Annotated in this window: 15 protein-coding genes; 3 read left to right on the forward strand and 12 right to left on the reverse strand. The window is 29.5% G+C overall.

Annotation, left to right across the window (positions count from 1 at the left end; translation table 11 throughout):
* The 3 genes from BLS77_RS07950 to pta form a co-directional block, all read right to left on the reverse strand.
* A complete protein-coding gene (locus BLS77_RS07950) occupies positions 1 to 507 on the reverse strand; it encodes a YceD family protein (RefSeq protein WP_089967882.1) in 507 nt (168 codons plus the stop codon).
* A 168-nt stretch (positions 508 to 675) separates the two neighbouring features.
* Positions 676 to 1,869 (reverse strand): acetate kinase, encoded by a 1,194-nt coding sequence (locus BLS77_RS07955; protein ID WP_089967885.1) that lies wholly within the window; start codon positions 1,867 to 1,869, stop codon positions 676 to 678.
* A gap of 29 nt (positions 1,870 to 1,898) precedes the next feature.
* A complete protein-coding gene (pta, locus tag BLS77_RS07960) occupies positions 1,899 to 2,900 on the reverse strand; it encodes a phosphate acetyltransferase (protein ID WP_089967888.1) in 1,002 nt (333 codons plus the stop codon).
* Between the two features lie 228 nt (positions 2,901 to 3,128).
* Here pta and BLS77_RS07965 point away from each other — a divergent pair, with 228 nt between their 5' ends.
* Together BLS77_RS07965 and ylbJ are read left to right on the forward strand one after the other, a co-directional pair.
* Positions 3,129 to 4,334: a nucleotidyltransferase gene (locus BLS77_RS07965; RefSeq protein ID WP_089967891.1), complete on the forward strand. Its 1,206-nt coding sequence runs from the start codon at positions 3,129 to 3,131 to the stop codon at positions 4,332 to 4,334.
* A gap of 92 nt (positions 4,335 to 4,426) precedes the next feature.
* A complete protein-coding gene (gene ylbJ / locus BLS77_RS07970) occupies positions 4,427 to 5,611 on the forward strand; it encodes a sporulation integral membrane protein YlbJ (protein WP_089967894.1) in 1,185 nt (394 codons plus the stop codon).
* 62 nt (positions 5,612 to 5,673) lie between these two features.
* Here ylbJ and BLS77_RS07975 read toward each other — a convergent pair whose 3' ends face one another.
* From BLS77_RS07975 to BLS77_RS08000, 6 genes are all read right to left on the reverse strand, one after another.
* Positions 5,674 to 6,210 (reverse strand): ATPase, encoded by a 537-nt coding sequence (locus tag BLS77_RS07975; RefSeq protein WP_089967898.1) that lies wholly within the window; start codon positions 6,208 to 6,210, stop codon positions 5,674 to 5,676.
* Between the two features lie 15 nt (positions 6,211 to 6,225).
* Positions 6,226 to 6,705: a pantetheine-phosphate adenylyltransferase gene (gene coaD / locus BLS77_RS07980; RefSeq protein WP_089967899.1), complete on the reverse strand. Its 480-nt coding sequence runs from the start codon at positions 6,703 to 6,705 to the stop codon at positions 6,226 to 6,228.
* 20 nt (positions 6,706 to 6,725) lie between these two features.
* Positions 6,726 to 7,277 carry a 16S rRNA (guanine(966)-N(2))-methyltransferase RsmD gene (rsmD, locus tag BLS77_RS07985; protein ID WP_089967902.1) on the reverse strand — a complete coding sequence of 184 codons (552 nt, stop codon included), beginning with the start codon at positions 7,275 to 7,277 and terminating at the stop codon, positions 6,726 to 6,728.
* 66 nt (positions 7,278 to 7,343) lie between these two features.
* Complete coding sequence (gene recG, locus BLS77_RS07990) at positions 7,344 to 9,374, reverse strand: ATP-dependent DNA helicase RecG (protein WP_089967905.1); 2,031 nt, start codon at positions 9,372 to 9,374, stop codon at positions 7,344 to 7,346.
* Between the two features lie 134 nt (positions 9,375 to 9,508).
* A complete protein-coding gene (locus BLS77_RS07995) occupies positions 9,509 to 11,149 on the reverse strand; it encodes a DAK2 domain-containing protein (RefSeq protein WP_089967908.1) in 1,641 nt (546 codons plus the stop codon).
* 11 nt (positions 11,150 to 11,160) lie between these two features.
* Positions 11,161 to 11,511 carry an Asp23/Gls24 family envelope stress response protein gene (locus BLS77_RS08000; protein WP_089967911.1) on the reverse strand — a complete coding sequence of 117 codons (351 nt, stop codon included), beginning with the start codon at positions 11,509 to 11,511 and terminating at the stop codon, positions 11,161 to 11,163.
* Between the two features lie 400 nt (positions 11,512 to 11,911).
* Here BLS77_RS08000 and rpmB point away from each other — a divergent pair, with 400 nt between their 5' ends.
* Positions 11,912 to 12,103, forward strand: a complete 192-nt coding sequence (rpmB, locus tag BLS77_RS08005; protein ID WP_089967912.1) for a 50S ribosomal protein L28 — start codon at positions 11,912 to 11,914, stop codon at positions 12,101 to 12,103.
* Positions 12,104 to 12,392: 289 nt separating this feature from the next.
* Here the strand turns inward: rpmB and BLS77_RS08010 are convergent, their stop codons facing one another.
* The 3 genes from BLS77_RS08010 to rsgA are packed head-to-tail and all read right to left on the reverse strand — an operon-like array spanning position 12,393 to position 14,542.
* Positions 12,393 to 13,028: a thiamine diphosphokinase gene (locus BLS77_RS08010; protein WP_089967915.1), complete on the reverse strand. Its 636-nt coding sequence runs from the start codon at positions 13,026 to 13,028 to the stop codon at positions 12,393 to 12,395.
* Between the two features lie 3 nt (positions 13,029 to 13,031).
* Positions 13,032 to 13,679, reverse strand: a complete 648-nt coding sequence (gene rpe, locus BLS77_RS08015) for a ribulose-phosphate 3-epimerase (RefSeq protein ID WP_089967916.1) — start codon at positions 13,677 to 13,679, stop codon at positions 13,032 to 13,034.
* On the reverse strand, positions 13,673 to 14,542 hold the full coding sequence (gene rsgA / locus BLS77_RS08020) for a ribosome small subunit-dependent GTPase A (protein WP_089967919.1): 870 nt from the start codon (positions 14,540 to 14,542) through the stop codon (positions 13,673 to 13,675). The genes rpe and rsgA overlap by 7 nt, the downstream gene beginning before the upstream one ends.
* Between the last annotated feature and the right edge of the window lie 13 nt (positions 14,543 to 14,555).

Raw genomic sequence — 14,555 nt, forward strand, 5'->3', positions numbered from 1 at the left:
TTACACCTCCTCATTTGCAAACAACTCTTGTAGCTTTGCCAATCTTAAGTCTACATCATTTGTCGTACATTGACAACTATCTTCGTTAAGATTTTTACCACATTGGTGACAAAGTCCATTACAGTCATTTTTACACAGCCTCTTAATAGGTAAGGTTGAAATAATACTATTTTCAACTATTTCGGTGATATCTATTGAATCACCTTCTACAAAAATAATTTGCTCATCTTCGATAAGTTCCTTATCCATCGTAAACCTTTCTTCTATATCAATATCTATTGGATAGATAAAGGTTCCTAAGCACCTTGAACAACAAAGCTTAAGCTCTGTCTTAACTGAAGCATTAACAGTTAATATTTCTTCTGTTGATTTAACTTCACCAACAACCTCAACTGCTTCTGCTGTAATCTTTTCACCATCAAAATATAATGGCTTTAAATCATAAGTTACATTGATTTCTCTTTTTCTTTCTTTTTTAGACATCAATTCTCTAAATTCTATAATCATATGTAACCCTCCGAATTATGTCCTAAGACATTAAATGCTTTTACTGTTAGTATATGTATTTCTATAATTTTAGTATTAAAAATTTTTCCGTACAATATATACCCAATAAACACAATTTATTATATAAACTGCAACTAAAAAAGTCAAGCAATTTATATAAAATTACTCTTATATTAATTTTACTGTGTCTCTTGCAATCATTAATTCTTCATTAGTTGGAATTACAAATGCCTTAACTTTACAGTTTTCCTTAGATATTTCTCTAACTTTTCCTCTTACTGCATTTCTTTCTGTATCTATTTCTACTCCTAGGAATTCTAATCCTTTTAAGCATGCCTCTCTAGTTTCCGGACCATTTTCTCCAACACCAGCTGTAAATACTATTGCATCTACGCCACCCATAATAGCTGCATATGCCCCTATTTGAGCTCTAACCTTATAATGGAATATATCTAAAGCTAAGTTAGCTCTACGATTATTTTGTTTAAATGCCGCATCTTCTATATCTCTAAAATCCGAGCTTATTCCTGAAATTCCAAGAACTCCTGATTCTTTATTTAAAAGATTGTTTGCATCTTCAACTGAATAGTTTAACTCTTTTATTAAATAAGTAACAATAGCTGGATCTATACTTCCACATCTAGTTCCCATAGCAACTCCATCAAGAGGTGTGAATCCCATTGAAGTATCAATTGATATACCATTTTTAACAGCACATAAACTTGCTCCATTTCCTAAATGACAAGTAATTATTTTCAAATCTTTTATATCTTTTCCCATAACTTCTGCAACTTGCTCTGAAACAAATTTGTGTGAAGTTCCATGGAAACCATATTTTCTTATTGAATGTTTTTCATATAATTCATATGGCAGAGCATATATAAATGCTTCTTCTGGCATAGTTTGGTGGAATGCAGTATCAAAAACAACAACCATAGGTGTTTTTGGCATTAACTCTCTACAAGCATTAATTCCAATTATATGTGCTGGATTATGTAATGGTGCAAGCTTTACGCAAGCTTCTATATCTGCCATAACTTCATCATTAATTAAAACTGATTCACAATATTTTTCTCCACCATGAACAATTCTATGACCAACTGATGAAATTTCTTCCATTGAAGATATAACACCATTTTGCTTATCAACTAACGCTTCTAAAACCAGTTTTATTGCAGTTTTGTGATCTTTCATTGGTTGTTTAATTATATATTTATCTTTTCCTTCAACCTTTTGGATTAAAACTGAACCTTCGATTCCTATTTTTTCAACTAATCCTTGTGCTAAAGATTCTTCAGTTGTCATATCTATTAATTGATATTTTAATGATGAACTACCACAGTTTATTACTAATATTTTCATTCGTGAAATTCCTCCTAAAAATTATTGGTTTATTTTTGCTCTTGTGCTTGAACTGCAGTTAATACTACAACATTTACTATGTCGTCATCACTACATCCTCTTGACAAATCATTAATTGGTTTTGCAAAACCTTGACACATTGGTCCTATAGCATCTGCATTTGCAAATCTTTGAACTAATTTATATCCAATATTTCCACTTTGTAAATCAGGGAAAATTAAAACATTAGCTCTTCCAGCTACTTTACTGTTTGGTGCTTTTTGAGAAGCAACCTTTTCAACTATTGCAGCATCTAACTGCATTTCTCCATCTATTAATAAATCTGGTCTTAATTCTTTAGCAAGTTCTGTTGCGCGTCTAACCTTATCTACAGTTTCATGGTCAGCACTTCCCATAGTTGAAAATGATAACATGGCAACTCTTGGCTCTATTTTACATAATTTTCTAGCTGTATCTGCTGTAGCTATAGCAATTTGTGCTAATTGCTCATAAGTCGGATTTGGGTTTACAGCACAATCTGAGAATAATAATAATCCTTCTTCACCATACTTTGAACCTGGTACCATCATTATGAAGAAACTTGATACTACCGAAACACCTGGTGTTGTTTTAATAATTTGAAGTCCTGGTCTTAACAAGTCACCAGTTGTGTGAATTGCTCCTGAAACCATTCCATCTGCATCATCTAGTTTAACCATCATTGTTCCAAAATATAAAGGATCTCTAACAATTTTGTCTGCCTTTTCCATTGTCATACCTTTATTTTTTCTTAGTTCATAAAACTCTTTAATATATTCTCCAAGTCTTTCTGACTTTTCTGGGTTAACAATTTCTATCCCCTCTAAATTCACACCTATCTCTTTTGCTTTTCTGTAAATTTTTTCATCATCTCCAATTAAAATTGGATAAGCGAGTTCAAGTTTATAAATTTTTTCAGCTGCTGATAAAGTTCTTTCTTCTTCACCTTCTGGAAGAACGATTCTTTTCTTATCAGCCTTTGCTGCATTCCATAATTTTTTCATAAGCTCCATAATTAATTGCTCCTTTCAATAAAGATACATATATCTTCATATACTAATATACTACTAAGTAAGTATGCTTTTCAACACTAAAATGCTTCAACTATTTAATTCTTTATATTAGCAATTTTCTGAAAATACCCAAAATTAACTTCTACAATAGTAATGGCTTACATTCTATCTTTTACTTTTTTAATAATATGTTATAATATTTTTATATTTTCATAAAGGAGTGTAATTATGAATATTACCGGAATAATAACAGAATATAACCCCTTTCACAACGGACATCTCCACCACCTATCATCTGCGAGGGCAGTAACTGGCTGCGATGGCGTAGTTTGCATAATGAGTGGAAATTTCATGCAACGTGGTGAACCTGCAATAATTGATAAATGGGAAAGAACATATATGGCAATTGAAAATGGAGTAGACCTAGTTATTGAACTTCCAACATTTTATGCTTTATCTTCAGCAGAACATTTTGCAAAAGGCTCATTATCTATTCTTGACTCTTTAGGCATAATTAATAACATTTTTTTTGGAAGTGAATGTGGAAATGTAGAAGATTTAGTTAAAATAGCTAGTGTTTTAACTGATGAACCCCTAGAATTTAAAAATGAGTTAAAAGTAAATTTAAACAAAGGCCTAACATTTGCTAAATCAAGAGAACTTTCTTTAGTAAAAGTATTAGGAGACGAGACTTTATCAGAGATACTTCAAAACTCTAATAATATTCTTGGAATAGAATACATAAAAGCAATTTTATCACTTAATAGTAAGATCAAGCCTATTACTCTAAAAAGAAAAGGATCAGCTTATAACGATAAAAACCTGGCCTCTGAGTTTTCATCTGCTACTAGCATTAGAGAATCTTTAAAAAATCCTAATTCATCAGATGAATTAGCAAAATATATGCCACCAAAAAGTTATGAAATATTAAAGAAATTACAGGAAAATGATTACCCTTTTATTTTTGAAGAAGAAATGTTTAAGTTCATAAAGTACAGGATAGTTAGTAATTGTATAAATTTTAACAACCTTTTAGAAATCTCTGAGGGACTTGATAATAAAATTATCAAAGAAATATACAATAGTAACTCTTATGAAGAGTTTGTTTTAAATATAAAAAGCAAAAGATATACCTATACAAAAATTTCTAGACTTCTTACACAAATATTTATTGGACTTGATATTTATAACTCTAAAAATTTGTTTAATAAAGATTTACTTTATGCGAGAATCCTTGGTTTTAACAATAAAGGCAGAGAGATTTTAAAAGAAATGAAAAAAACTTCTACCATTCCTTTAATTACAAAGGTTCCAAAGAATATAGATAACCCCCTACTTGAATTAGATATAGCCGCTACTAAGTGTTATTCCTTACTTAATGCTAAAGTTCATCCTTTTAGCGATTATTTAAAAGGTCCTATAATAAAACATTAATAATAAGTAACCATTTGCATATAAATATTAAGGGAGCTAAAAGAATCTAACTAGTTATTTTTTTGAAGACTTCCTAAGACAGGAGGAATTCTATGTTTTATATTTTTATCTTATGGATTTTTATTATTGTTTTAATTATTACCCTTTTAAAACTTTTAAACATAAAAAAGAACTATTTGATTTGCTTTTTAATTACTTTTCTTATAGTTTTATTCGCTATTAATATGGATAGTTGCATTATAGCTGCAATAGATGGAGCCGATTTAGTTGTAAAAGCTATATTACCTACTATATTCCCATTTACAGTTATATGTAACCTTTTGATTTCCTTTGATGGGATAAGACTTTATTCTAAGGTGATCGGACCTTTGTTTTGCAAGCCACTTGGTTTATCTAAAAACTGTTCATTTCCAATAGCTGCTAGCTTTTTATGTGGCTATCCACTAGGTGCAAAATATTCATCAGATCTCTATAACATGGGATACATAAAAAAAATTGAATATCAAAGACTAATAAACATAGCTTCAAATGCTGGTCCTATTTTTCTTATTGGATCTATTGGTACCGCTATGCTTTCAAGCCCTATTTATGGATATATATTGCTTATAGCTAATTATCTTTCTCTAATTTTTGTAGGTTTTTTAACAAAGAAAAAAAATAATAACCTTCCTAGCTCTTCTATACAACTACCATCTTACACAGAAAAAAACTTTGGTGTTATATTAAAAGAATCAATAGAAAGTGGGATTTCTACTACTTTAAACGTATCTGCATTTGTTATTATATTTTCAGTAATTATAAGCATAATTAAAGGCAATGCTTATATAAACATTGCCTTTAATAATTTAGAAACATTTTTAAATTTCCCTATTGATTCTATCTATTCTTTATTTTTAGGTAGTATAGAGTTTACTAATGGTTGTAAACTTATTGCAACCTCTACTCTTTCTATAAACTTAAAACTTAGTATGATAAGTTTTATATGTTCTTTCTCAGGACTTTCTATACTTGCACAAGTAAGTTCGTTTATTAGTAAAGATAACATCTCTATGGGTAAATACACCTTCTGGAAGCTTATCCAAGGGGTTATAAGCTTTGTTATTACTTTTGTATCAAGCAAACTGTTATTAACCAGTGTGGCTACTTCAAGCATAATTAATAAGGGTAGCCATATAAATAATATTTATGTATTTATATTACCGATCTTAATTCTTTTATTATTAACTTTATCTTTTAAATTTATTTGTTATAGGTTTAGATATCTTCAAAAAAAATAACAAGCCAATATGCTAGTCTATTCGCACCTTGACTTGTTAATTTTTTCAAACACTTTAAGAAATTACATATTTCTTAATTCAGCTATATTTTCTTTTATTGTTATACTTGCATTAGACATATTTTCATCAATTTCTTTTGCAACTACTTCAAATGATTTTTGCATTAGTTGTATTAACTTACTCTTTTTATCTTCTAACTCTTTATCTAATTCCGATAAAATTTCATTTGAATATTCTCTAGACCCTATTCTTATAGCCTTAGCATCACGTTGTGCTAGGGCTAGAATTTCAGCTCCTCGTATTTTAGCTTCTTTTACAATATCATGATTCTCCACATTATGTTTCATCATTTTAACAGTTTCTTTTTTAACTGTTTCATATTCTTTTTGGGCATCTCCTAGGATTCTATCCTTTTCATTCATAACCCATTGAGCCTTTTTAAATTGATCTGGAAGATAGTTTATTATTTGGTCTATAACTTCATTAAATTCTTTTTTATCTACCATAGATTTACCTGTAATAGGAACCTTTGGTGCGCTTTCAATAATATCCTGTAAGTACTCTAAAAGTTCCACTATATTAACTTCTAGTTTATCCACAAAACTCAACCCCTTTTAATTATTAATTCTATTTTCTATATTTGGAATTATTATATCTGGTACTAATCCTTTTATACATCCTCCAAATTTAGCTACTTGCTTAACTGATGATGAGCTTAAATATGAACATTCAGCTGCAGTCATCATAAAAACAGTTTCTATATGTGGATCTAATTTTGAATTCATTAAAGCCATTTGGAACTCATATTCAAAATCAGATACTGCTCTAAGTCCTTTTAAAATCACATTTGAATTGTTCATTTTCGCAAAATCAACTAGTAACCCTTCAAAACTGACTACTTCTACATTATGAATATCTTCAGTAACCATTTTTATTAGTTTTACTCTTTCTTCAATATCAAATAGTCCTTTTTTTTCCACATTTATTAAAACTGCTACAATTAACTTATCAAAAGCCTTTGATCCTCTTTTAATTATATCTAAATGTCCATTTGTTATAGGATCAAAACTTCCAGGATAAATAGCTATTCTCATACTTTCCTCCAAAAACAATTTTAGTTATACTTATAAAAACATACTGTTGTATTTCCATATTTTCTACTTTGAGTTAAAGTAATATTTTCATAACCTTCATATATTTCTTCAATAGTATCAATTTTAGTTACTATTAATCCATTTTTTTGAAGCAAGTTATTTTCTTTAACAATTTTTAGAGCCTTAGGTATCATTTCTTTACAATATGGTGGGTCTATAAATATCAAATCAAATATTTTCCCCTTTTTAGCAAGACTTCGTAGAGCCTCATAAGAATCCATATTTAAAGGAAAACAAAACTCTGAAAACTTTAAGTTCTCTACATTTTCCTTCAACAAAGGAAATGTTATCGGACTTTTATCTACTAAATAAACTTCCTTCGCCCCTCTACTTGCAGCTTCTAATCCAAGGCTTCCTGTTCCTGCAAAAACATCTATAACAACAGCATCAGGAATATATCCTAATATCATACTAAACATAGCTTCCTTAACTCTATCTAATGTTGGTCTTGTTTCCATAGTTGCAGGAGGTATTAATTTACGTCCCCTTGCTTTTCCAGATATTATTCTCATTTTCGTTACTCCTTATAGGTACTATTATTTTAATTTTAACATAATCTTTATATTTATACAATTTTTTTAGTTGAAGCAGATATATCGACTCCACCTCTCTATTGACTTCTCTATATCACTACATGTTTTCATATGCATAGGTTCTTTAGACCCTAGAAGAATCCGAGCTTCCCCTCTTGCGCACTTTAATATTTCTGTATCCTCATATATATCCGCAAGCAATAAACCTGCATCTCCGCTTTGTCTAAGTCCAAATACTTCTCCAGAACCTCTTAGTTTTAAATCTTGCTCTGAAATATAAAATCCATCTGTAGATTCTGTCATTATTTCCATTCTTTTTTTAGTAGTATTGCTCCTAGCATTTCCAAGCAATACACAATAAGAAGCATACTCGCCTCTTCCAACCCGACCTCTAAGTTGATGTAGCTGTGCAAGTCCAAATCTTTCTGCATTTTCAATAATCATTATAGATGCGTTTGGAACATTAACTCCAACTTCTATTACTGTAGTTGAAATCAAAACTTTAGTCTTATCTTCTTTAAAAGCAGTTATTATTTCAGCTTTTTCCTTAGGTTTCATTTTCCCATGAAGTATCTCTATAGAAGTATCTCTAAATATTCCATCTTTTAATTCATCGTATAATTTTTCTACTGAGTTTAAATCCATTTTTTCATTTTCTTCAATTAGCGGACAAACAATATAAACCTGTCTCCCCAGTCCAACTTCTTCTAAAGCTAAGTCATAAGCCTTGTTTCTATCTCTATCCACAAAGAACTTTGTATCAATTTTTTTTCTTCCAGGTGGCAACTCATCTATTATTGAAACATCTAAATCTGAATATATATAAAGAGCTAGAGTTCTCGGAATTGGAGTAGCTGACATAACAATTACATCTGGTCTTCTACCTTTATTAATTAATTTACTTCTTTGTTCTACTCCAAATCTATGTTGCTCATCAGTAATAACTAAACCTAAATTACTAAATTGTACATCTTCTTGAATAAGAGCATGAGTTCCAATTACAATAATTACCTCTTCACTTGATATTCTTTCTTTTATCCTCTTTTTTTCTTTCGCAGTTGTACTTCCAGTTAATAATTCAATTGCTATGTTAAATGGTTCAAAGAGTTTTTTTGCCTCTAAATAATGTTGATTCGCTAATATTTCTGTTGGAACCATTAGTGATGCTTGATAACCATTTTTTATAACGTTAAACATTGCAATTAATGCAACTATTGTTTTCCCACTACCTACATCTCCTTGAACTAACCTATTCATTGGATATGGGCTTCTTTGATCATTTAATATTTCTCTAACTACCTTTGTTTGTGCATTTGTTAAATTAAATGGTAGCGATAACTTTAAATCGGTTAATTCATCTACAAGTTTAAACCTTATTCCATCATTACTTCTAACCTTGTTTTTTAGTAATAATAATTTCATAGAGTATGTAAATAATTCTTGAAACTTTAGTCTTACTACAGCATTTTCAAGTTCAACTTTTCCCTTTGGAAAATGAATACTTCTTATAGCTTCATCTAATCCTATTAAATTATATTTCTCTATTAACTCTTTAGGTAAATTATCATTTATTATTACATCAGCCATAACTTGATTTATAAGCTTAATCAATATTTTATCTGATAAATCGTCTTTAAGTGAATACCTAGGAATAATTTCACTGGACTTTGCCTGAGCACAACCTATAATTGGATTAATAATTTCTAATCTATTCCCTATTTTTTTAAACTTACCAACTAAATCATAATTTTGCCCTATTTTATAAGAATTTTTAATAAATCGTTGATTAAACCACTTTCCCTCAACTATATGTCCATCATATTCAAACTTTATCCCACTAATATATTTCCCAGTTCTAGTTCTAATATCATTATCAAAACCCTTTACCCTGCATGATAATATTTGTTTTTCTTCTCCATCTATTTCTTCAAAGGCTATATTAGCCCTTATGAATTCATAATTTCTTGGAAAATATAAAAGCAAATCTAATATAGTAAATATCCCACACTTATTAAGTTTTTCATTTAACTTTGGCCCTACACCCTTTAATGAAGATATTTCTATTGAAACTTGCATCTTTTCACCTCTAAAACTTTATTTTATAAATATTAAAGCACAAGCAACACTTTATGTAAATAAAGTAATTACTTGTGCTTTGTAAATTTAAATTAACTTTCAAATCTTTATATTGGCTTGTTTTTGAAAATCACTTATTCTACTGACATTATGAAATAATAAAGTGGTTGTTCTCCACTATAACATTGAACATCAGCATTTCCATATTTATCTTCTAATCGCTTAATTAAATCATCTAATTTATCTTTTTCAACATCGATGCCATAAAATATTGTAATAAGTTCGCTATCTTCATCCACCATAGCCTCTAATATTTCTTCAGCAACTATGCAATAATCTTCTCCAACCTTTTTAATTTTGCCCTCAATTAACCCAAGCATATTGCCTTCTTTTATTTCGATATTATCAATTTCAGTATCCCTTACTGCATAAGTAACAGAACCTGTCTTTACCACTTCTATAGCTTCTTTTAATGCCTTTTCATTTGAATCTACGTCTTCTTCATGATTAAACATTGTAATAGCTGTAATACCTTGTGGTATTGTTGTAGTCTTAATCACTCTAACATCTTTTTCTGAAATTTCAGCTGCTTGAGTTGCTGCCATAATTATATTTTTGTTATTAGGTAATATGAATATATGCTTAGCATTTAATTTTGAAATGCATTCTATCATATCTTGTGTTGAAGGATTCATGGTTTGACCACCTTCAATTACATAATCCACACCTAAATCTTTGAATATATTAGTAATTCCATTACCCATTGCTACTGAAATGAATGCAAATTCTTTTTCTTCTTCTGCCTCTTCTTCATCCCTAGCAACTTCTGAATTACCGTAAGCTCCTGCATTTAAAAGTTCTCTATGTTCTTCTCTCATATTATCAATTTTAATTTTTGATAATTCGCCAATTTGAACTGCTTTTGCCAGTACTGTTCCAGGATCATTTGTGTGAATATGTACTTTAATTACATCTTCATATCCTACTACTATGCAAGAATCTCCAAGCTTTTCTATATCTTTTTGGAAATTTTTAGCTTTTGAAGCATCTCCTAGAACTATAAATTCTGTGCAATAACCAAATGTAATGTCTATTTCTTCAGTTCCTTGTGCACGTACCCCACCAGCTTCAGCTGGTTTTATATCTTTAAGTTCTGCTTTTATACCATCTCTTAAAGCTTCATGCATACCTTTAAATATTATATACAATCCCATCCCACCTGAATCTACTACTTTTGCCTTTTTAAGTGCTGGTAGCAATTCTGGTGTTTTATCAAGCATAATTTTAGAATCTAAAACTACAGTATTTAAGAAATCAACAACATCATCCGATTTTGTACCTGCCGCACCTTCTGCAGCTGCTCTAATTACTGACAATATAGTTCCCTCTGTTGGTCTCATAACAGCTTTATATGCTGCCTTACTACCTTCTTGAATCGCAATTGCCAATTCTTGTGATGTAACTTCTTCTTTTTCTTCTAAACCCTTTGCTATACCTCTTAATATTTGTGAAAGAATAACTCCTGAATTTCCTCTAGCACCCATTAAAGCACCTTTTGCAAGCTTCTTTGAAGTCTCCCCTATTGATTTTGAGTTTAAGTTTTCTATTTCTTTTACAGCTGCTTTAAATGTCATTGACATGTTAGTCCCTGTATCTCCATCTGGGACTGGAAATACATTTAATGCATTAACATAATCGCTTTGCTCTAATAATCTATTACTACCGTTAACAACCATATTATAAAAATCATGGCCGTTTATTTTTTGATATTTCATCCTTTTACCTCCTAGACTCTAACAGCTTGAACATTTACTGTAACAGATGAAACTTTTAATCCAGTAAAGTTCTCTACGCTATAACGGACCTTTTTTATTATGTTGTTAGCTATTACTGAAATTTTTGTTCCGTATTCTACCATAATAAATAATTCTATTACTAATTTATCGTCTTCATTAAAATTTAATTTAACACCTTTGCTCAAATTCTCTATTCTCATTATTTCCCATAAACCTTCTGTAGCATTCTTAGAAACCATTCCTACTACACCATAGCATTCCATGGTTGAAAGCCCAACTATTTTTCCTAGTACCTCTTCTGAATAATGTATTGTACCAAGGTCATTTGAATATCCTAACATATAGAATCCTCCTTATAAATTTCCTTATATTATATTTTATATTACTTACAGATAATATTCAAGTAAATATTATAATGCTTATTTCAGTATTTTATTAAAAGAGATGAAAAAAATAACAAGCCAAACATTCTGTAGATATTTTTCCATTACTAGAAGGACCATAAAATTCACATAATTATCCTATTTAAAAGTCTATTTTAATTAATAATAATATAAAATAGACAATAATCCGACTATTTTTTTTGAATATCTCTAATCATACCTACAAATAAATATACCTATAAACATAGTATGTACAATAAAAAAAATATTTTGCTTGCAAATTCAACCCTTTATATGATAAACTCTAATCTGTCCTATTGAAGAGAAATTATATTCATAAATAAGGAGGTGTTTTCAAGTGGCAAGAAGATGCGAGATTTGTGATAAAGGCGTTGTTGCTGGTGTTCAGTACAGTCATTCACATCGTCAATCAAAAAGAACTTGGGCTCCTAACATAAAAAGAGTAAAAGCTTTAGTTAACGGAACACCAAAAACGGTTCATACATGTACAAGATGCCTTAGATCCGGTAAGGTTCAAAGAGCAATATAAGTTACAATAAAAAATGCAATTGATTTAATCAATTGCATTTTTTATTTTTTCTTCTTTTTTCCTATGTATTATTTTTTTCTTCTAAAAAACTTTATAAAATTTGAGATAAATCTAGGTAATTTAATTGCAAAAATCTTCATTAACAATCCCTCCTTACTACTAATAATTTCTAGATCTTCTTAGTATTTTATTTTAAATATGTAATATTAAAAATAAAAAAATCACCAAATCTCTTTATACTTATTGTATGCAGTATAATTAGATCTGGTGATTATTATTTTTATTTTTTTTAATCCCTTGTATGTAAAACCATTAAGACGCCTTCTTCAAAGGAAATTTCTATTGATTCCTCTAAAAATTCATTAGATGTAGTTATGGATTCTCCTATTTTTAAATCATAATTACTTAATTCATATTTGGCACCTTTAATATTTAAGGATTTCACAGTTTGAAAATACGCTTGAAAAGATATAATATCTCCAAAGTGTCCAGTAAATTTAGTATTTTTATTAATTAAATATATTTTATTATTATCATCAATTATTTTAGCATTAACCTTTAATTCTAAAGCCTTTAATAATAACCCTATATTCCCTAATGTATGATCATATCTAGATCCTGTAACTCCCATCATTATGATTTCAGTTGCACCCTTGTCTAAAGCTAACTTAAATGCTAATTCTGTATCTGTATAATCTTTTTCTTTTTTATACTTAAATTTACAAACATTCATTTCTTCTAGTTTTTTTATAGTCTCTTTAGATGCCGAATCAAAGTCTCCTATTATGTAGTTCGGTACTACACCATACTTTAAAAGCACCTCACAGCCTCTGTCAGCTCCAATTATAAGTTCAGAGTCTACTATGTACTCTAATAATAATTCTTCCGAAGGAGCTCTTCCTCCAGATACAATTAACGCCTTCATTTTTTACGCCTCTCTTAACGCCTTAATATTTTCCTCTAATTTACCATCTCCAAATATTGCAGAGCCTGCAACTATAACATTTGCTCCAGCCTTTATAACTTCTGAAATGTTGCTTCTATCTACTCCCCCATCTACTTGTATTAATAAATCCTTATTAGATTCTTTGCTCATTTCCTTAACTTCCTTAATTTTATCTAAAGCATAAGGAATAAATTTTTGTCCTCCAAATCCTGGGTTAACAGACATTATTAAAACCATATCTAATTTATTTATAATATTTTTTAAAACTATTGTAGGTGTTCCAGGATTTAACGCAACTCCAGCCTTAACTCCTTTAGATTTTATATATTCTATAGCTCTGTCTATATGCTTTTCAGCTTCATAATGTATTGTTATTATATCTGCTCCTGCATTTACAAATTCATCTATATAATTCGAAGGATTATTTATCATTAAATGCACATCAAATACCTTTTTTGTCTTATTTCTTATTGCTTTAACAATAGGCATCCCAAATGATATATTAGGAACAAAAGATCCATCCATTACATCTATATGAATAAAATCTGCACCTGCATTATCTACTTTTTCTATATCTTCTCCTAATTTCGAAAAATCTGCTGATAAAATTGATGGTGATATCTTTACCATTTATTTTTCCTCCTATCTATAATTTCTTCTAAAGTTCTTATATAAAATTTATATCTAAATTCATTTATTTTTCCTTCTTCTATTGCATTTTTCACAGCACAATGTGGTTCTTTATTATGAAGGCATCCTCTATATTTACACTTACTATTATACTCTTTAAACTCTGGGAAACAATATCTTAGATCTTCTTCTTCCATAAATGTTATTTCTAGATTTGAAAATCCTGGAGTATCTACTAAATACCCTTCTCCCATTTCAATTAATTCACTATGCCTTGTTGTATGTTTACCTCTACCAATTTTATTAGAAACAACTCCAGTTTCCATATGTTCTTTAGCTAAGAGCGTATTTATCAAAGTTGATTTACCAGCCCCTGAAGGCCCACATAACACTGTTATATTATCTTCTAATCTTTCCTTTAATAATTCTATACCTTCCCCTTTTTTAGCATTAATATATAATACTTCATAACCAATATCATTAATTTTTTTCTTTACTTCCTCTTTCTCTTCCTCTGTTACTAAATCCACCTTGTTTAAGCAAACAATAGCTTCCATTTTATTGTGCTCACAAAGAATTAAAAATCTATTTAAAAGATCAAAATTAATATCAGGGCTTTTAATTGCAAAAACAACAAAAGCTATAGTTACATTAGCCACTGTTGGTCTTATAAGTTCTGAAGATCTTTCAAAAATTTCTTCAATTACCCCCTTACCTCTATCAACCTCTATTTCTACGTTATCGCCTACCATAGGTACAATATCTTTATGTCTAAATATTCCACGCGCTTTACATTCTATTAATCCATCTTCAGTTTTTACGTAATAAAACCCGCCAATTCCTTTAATAATTTTTCCTTTCATAATACCTCCAAAT

The organism is Clostridium gasigenes (assembly GCF_900104115.1).
Lineage (GTDB): Bacteria > Bacillota > Clostridia > Clostridiales > Clostridiaceae > Clostridium > Clostridium gasigenes.

What these genes read in the sequence shown, in the direction of transcription:
- BLS77_RS08000 (WP_089967911.1), bottom strand. Translation starts at nt 11,511, where the DNA reads ATGTTAGGATATTCAAATGACCTTGGTACAATACATTATTCAGAAGAG.
- BLS77_RS07965 (WP_089967891.1), top strand. Translation starts at nt 3,129, where the DNA reads ATGAATATTACCGGAATAATAACAGAATATAACCCCTTTCACAACGGA.
- rsmD (WP_089967902.1), bottom strand. Translation starts at nt 7,277, where the DNA reads ATGAGAATAATATCTGGAAAAGCAAGGGGACGTAAATTAATACCTCCT.
- rpe (WP_089967916.1), bottom strand. Translation starts at nt 13,679, where the DNA reads ATGGTAAAGATATCACCATCAATTTTATCAGCAGATTTTTCGAAATTA.
- BLS77_RS07995 (WP_089967908.1), bottom strand. Translation starts at nt 11,149, where the DNA reads ATGAAATATCAAAAAATAAACGGCCATGATTTTTATAATATGGTTGTT.
- rsgA (WP_089967919.1), bottom strand. Translation starts at nt 14,542, where the DNA reads ATGAAAGGAAAAATTATTAAAGGAATTGGCGGGTTTTATTACGTAAAA.
- BLS77_RS07955 (WP_089967885.1), bottom strand. Translation starts at nt 1,869, where the DNA reads ATGAAAATATTAGTAATAAACTGTGGTAGTTCATCATTAAAATATCAA.
- BLS77_RS07950 (WP_089967882.1), bottom strand. Translation starts at nt 507, where the DNA reads ATGATTATAGAATTTAGAGAATTGATGTCTAAAAAAGAAAGAAAAAGA.
- pta (WP_089967888.1), bottom strand. Translation starts at nt 2,900, where the DNA reads ATGGAGCTTATGAAAAAATTATGGAATGCAGCAAAGGCTGATAAGAAA.
- recG (WP_089967905.1), bottom strand. Translation starts at nt 9,374, where the DNA reads ATGCAAGTTTCAATAGAAATATCTTCATTAAAGGGTGTAGGGCCAAAG.
- BLS77_RS08010 (WP_089967915.1), bottom strand. Translation starts at nt 13,028, where the DNA reads ATGAAGGCGTTAATTGTATCTGGAGGAAGAGCTCCTTCGGAAGAATTA.
- coaD (WP_089967899.1), bottom strand. Translation starts at nt 6,705, where the DNA reads ATGAGAATAGCTATTTATCCTGGAAGTTTTGATCCTATAACAAATGGA.
- ylbJ (WP_089967894.1), top strand. Translation starts at nt 4,427, where the DNA reads ATGTTTTATATTTTTATCTTATGGATTTTTATTATTGTTTTAATTATT.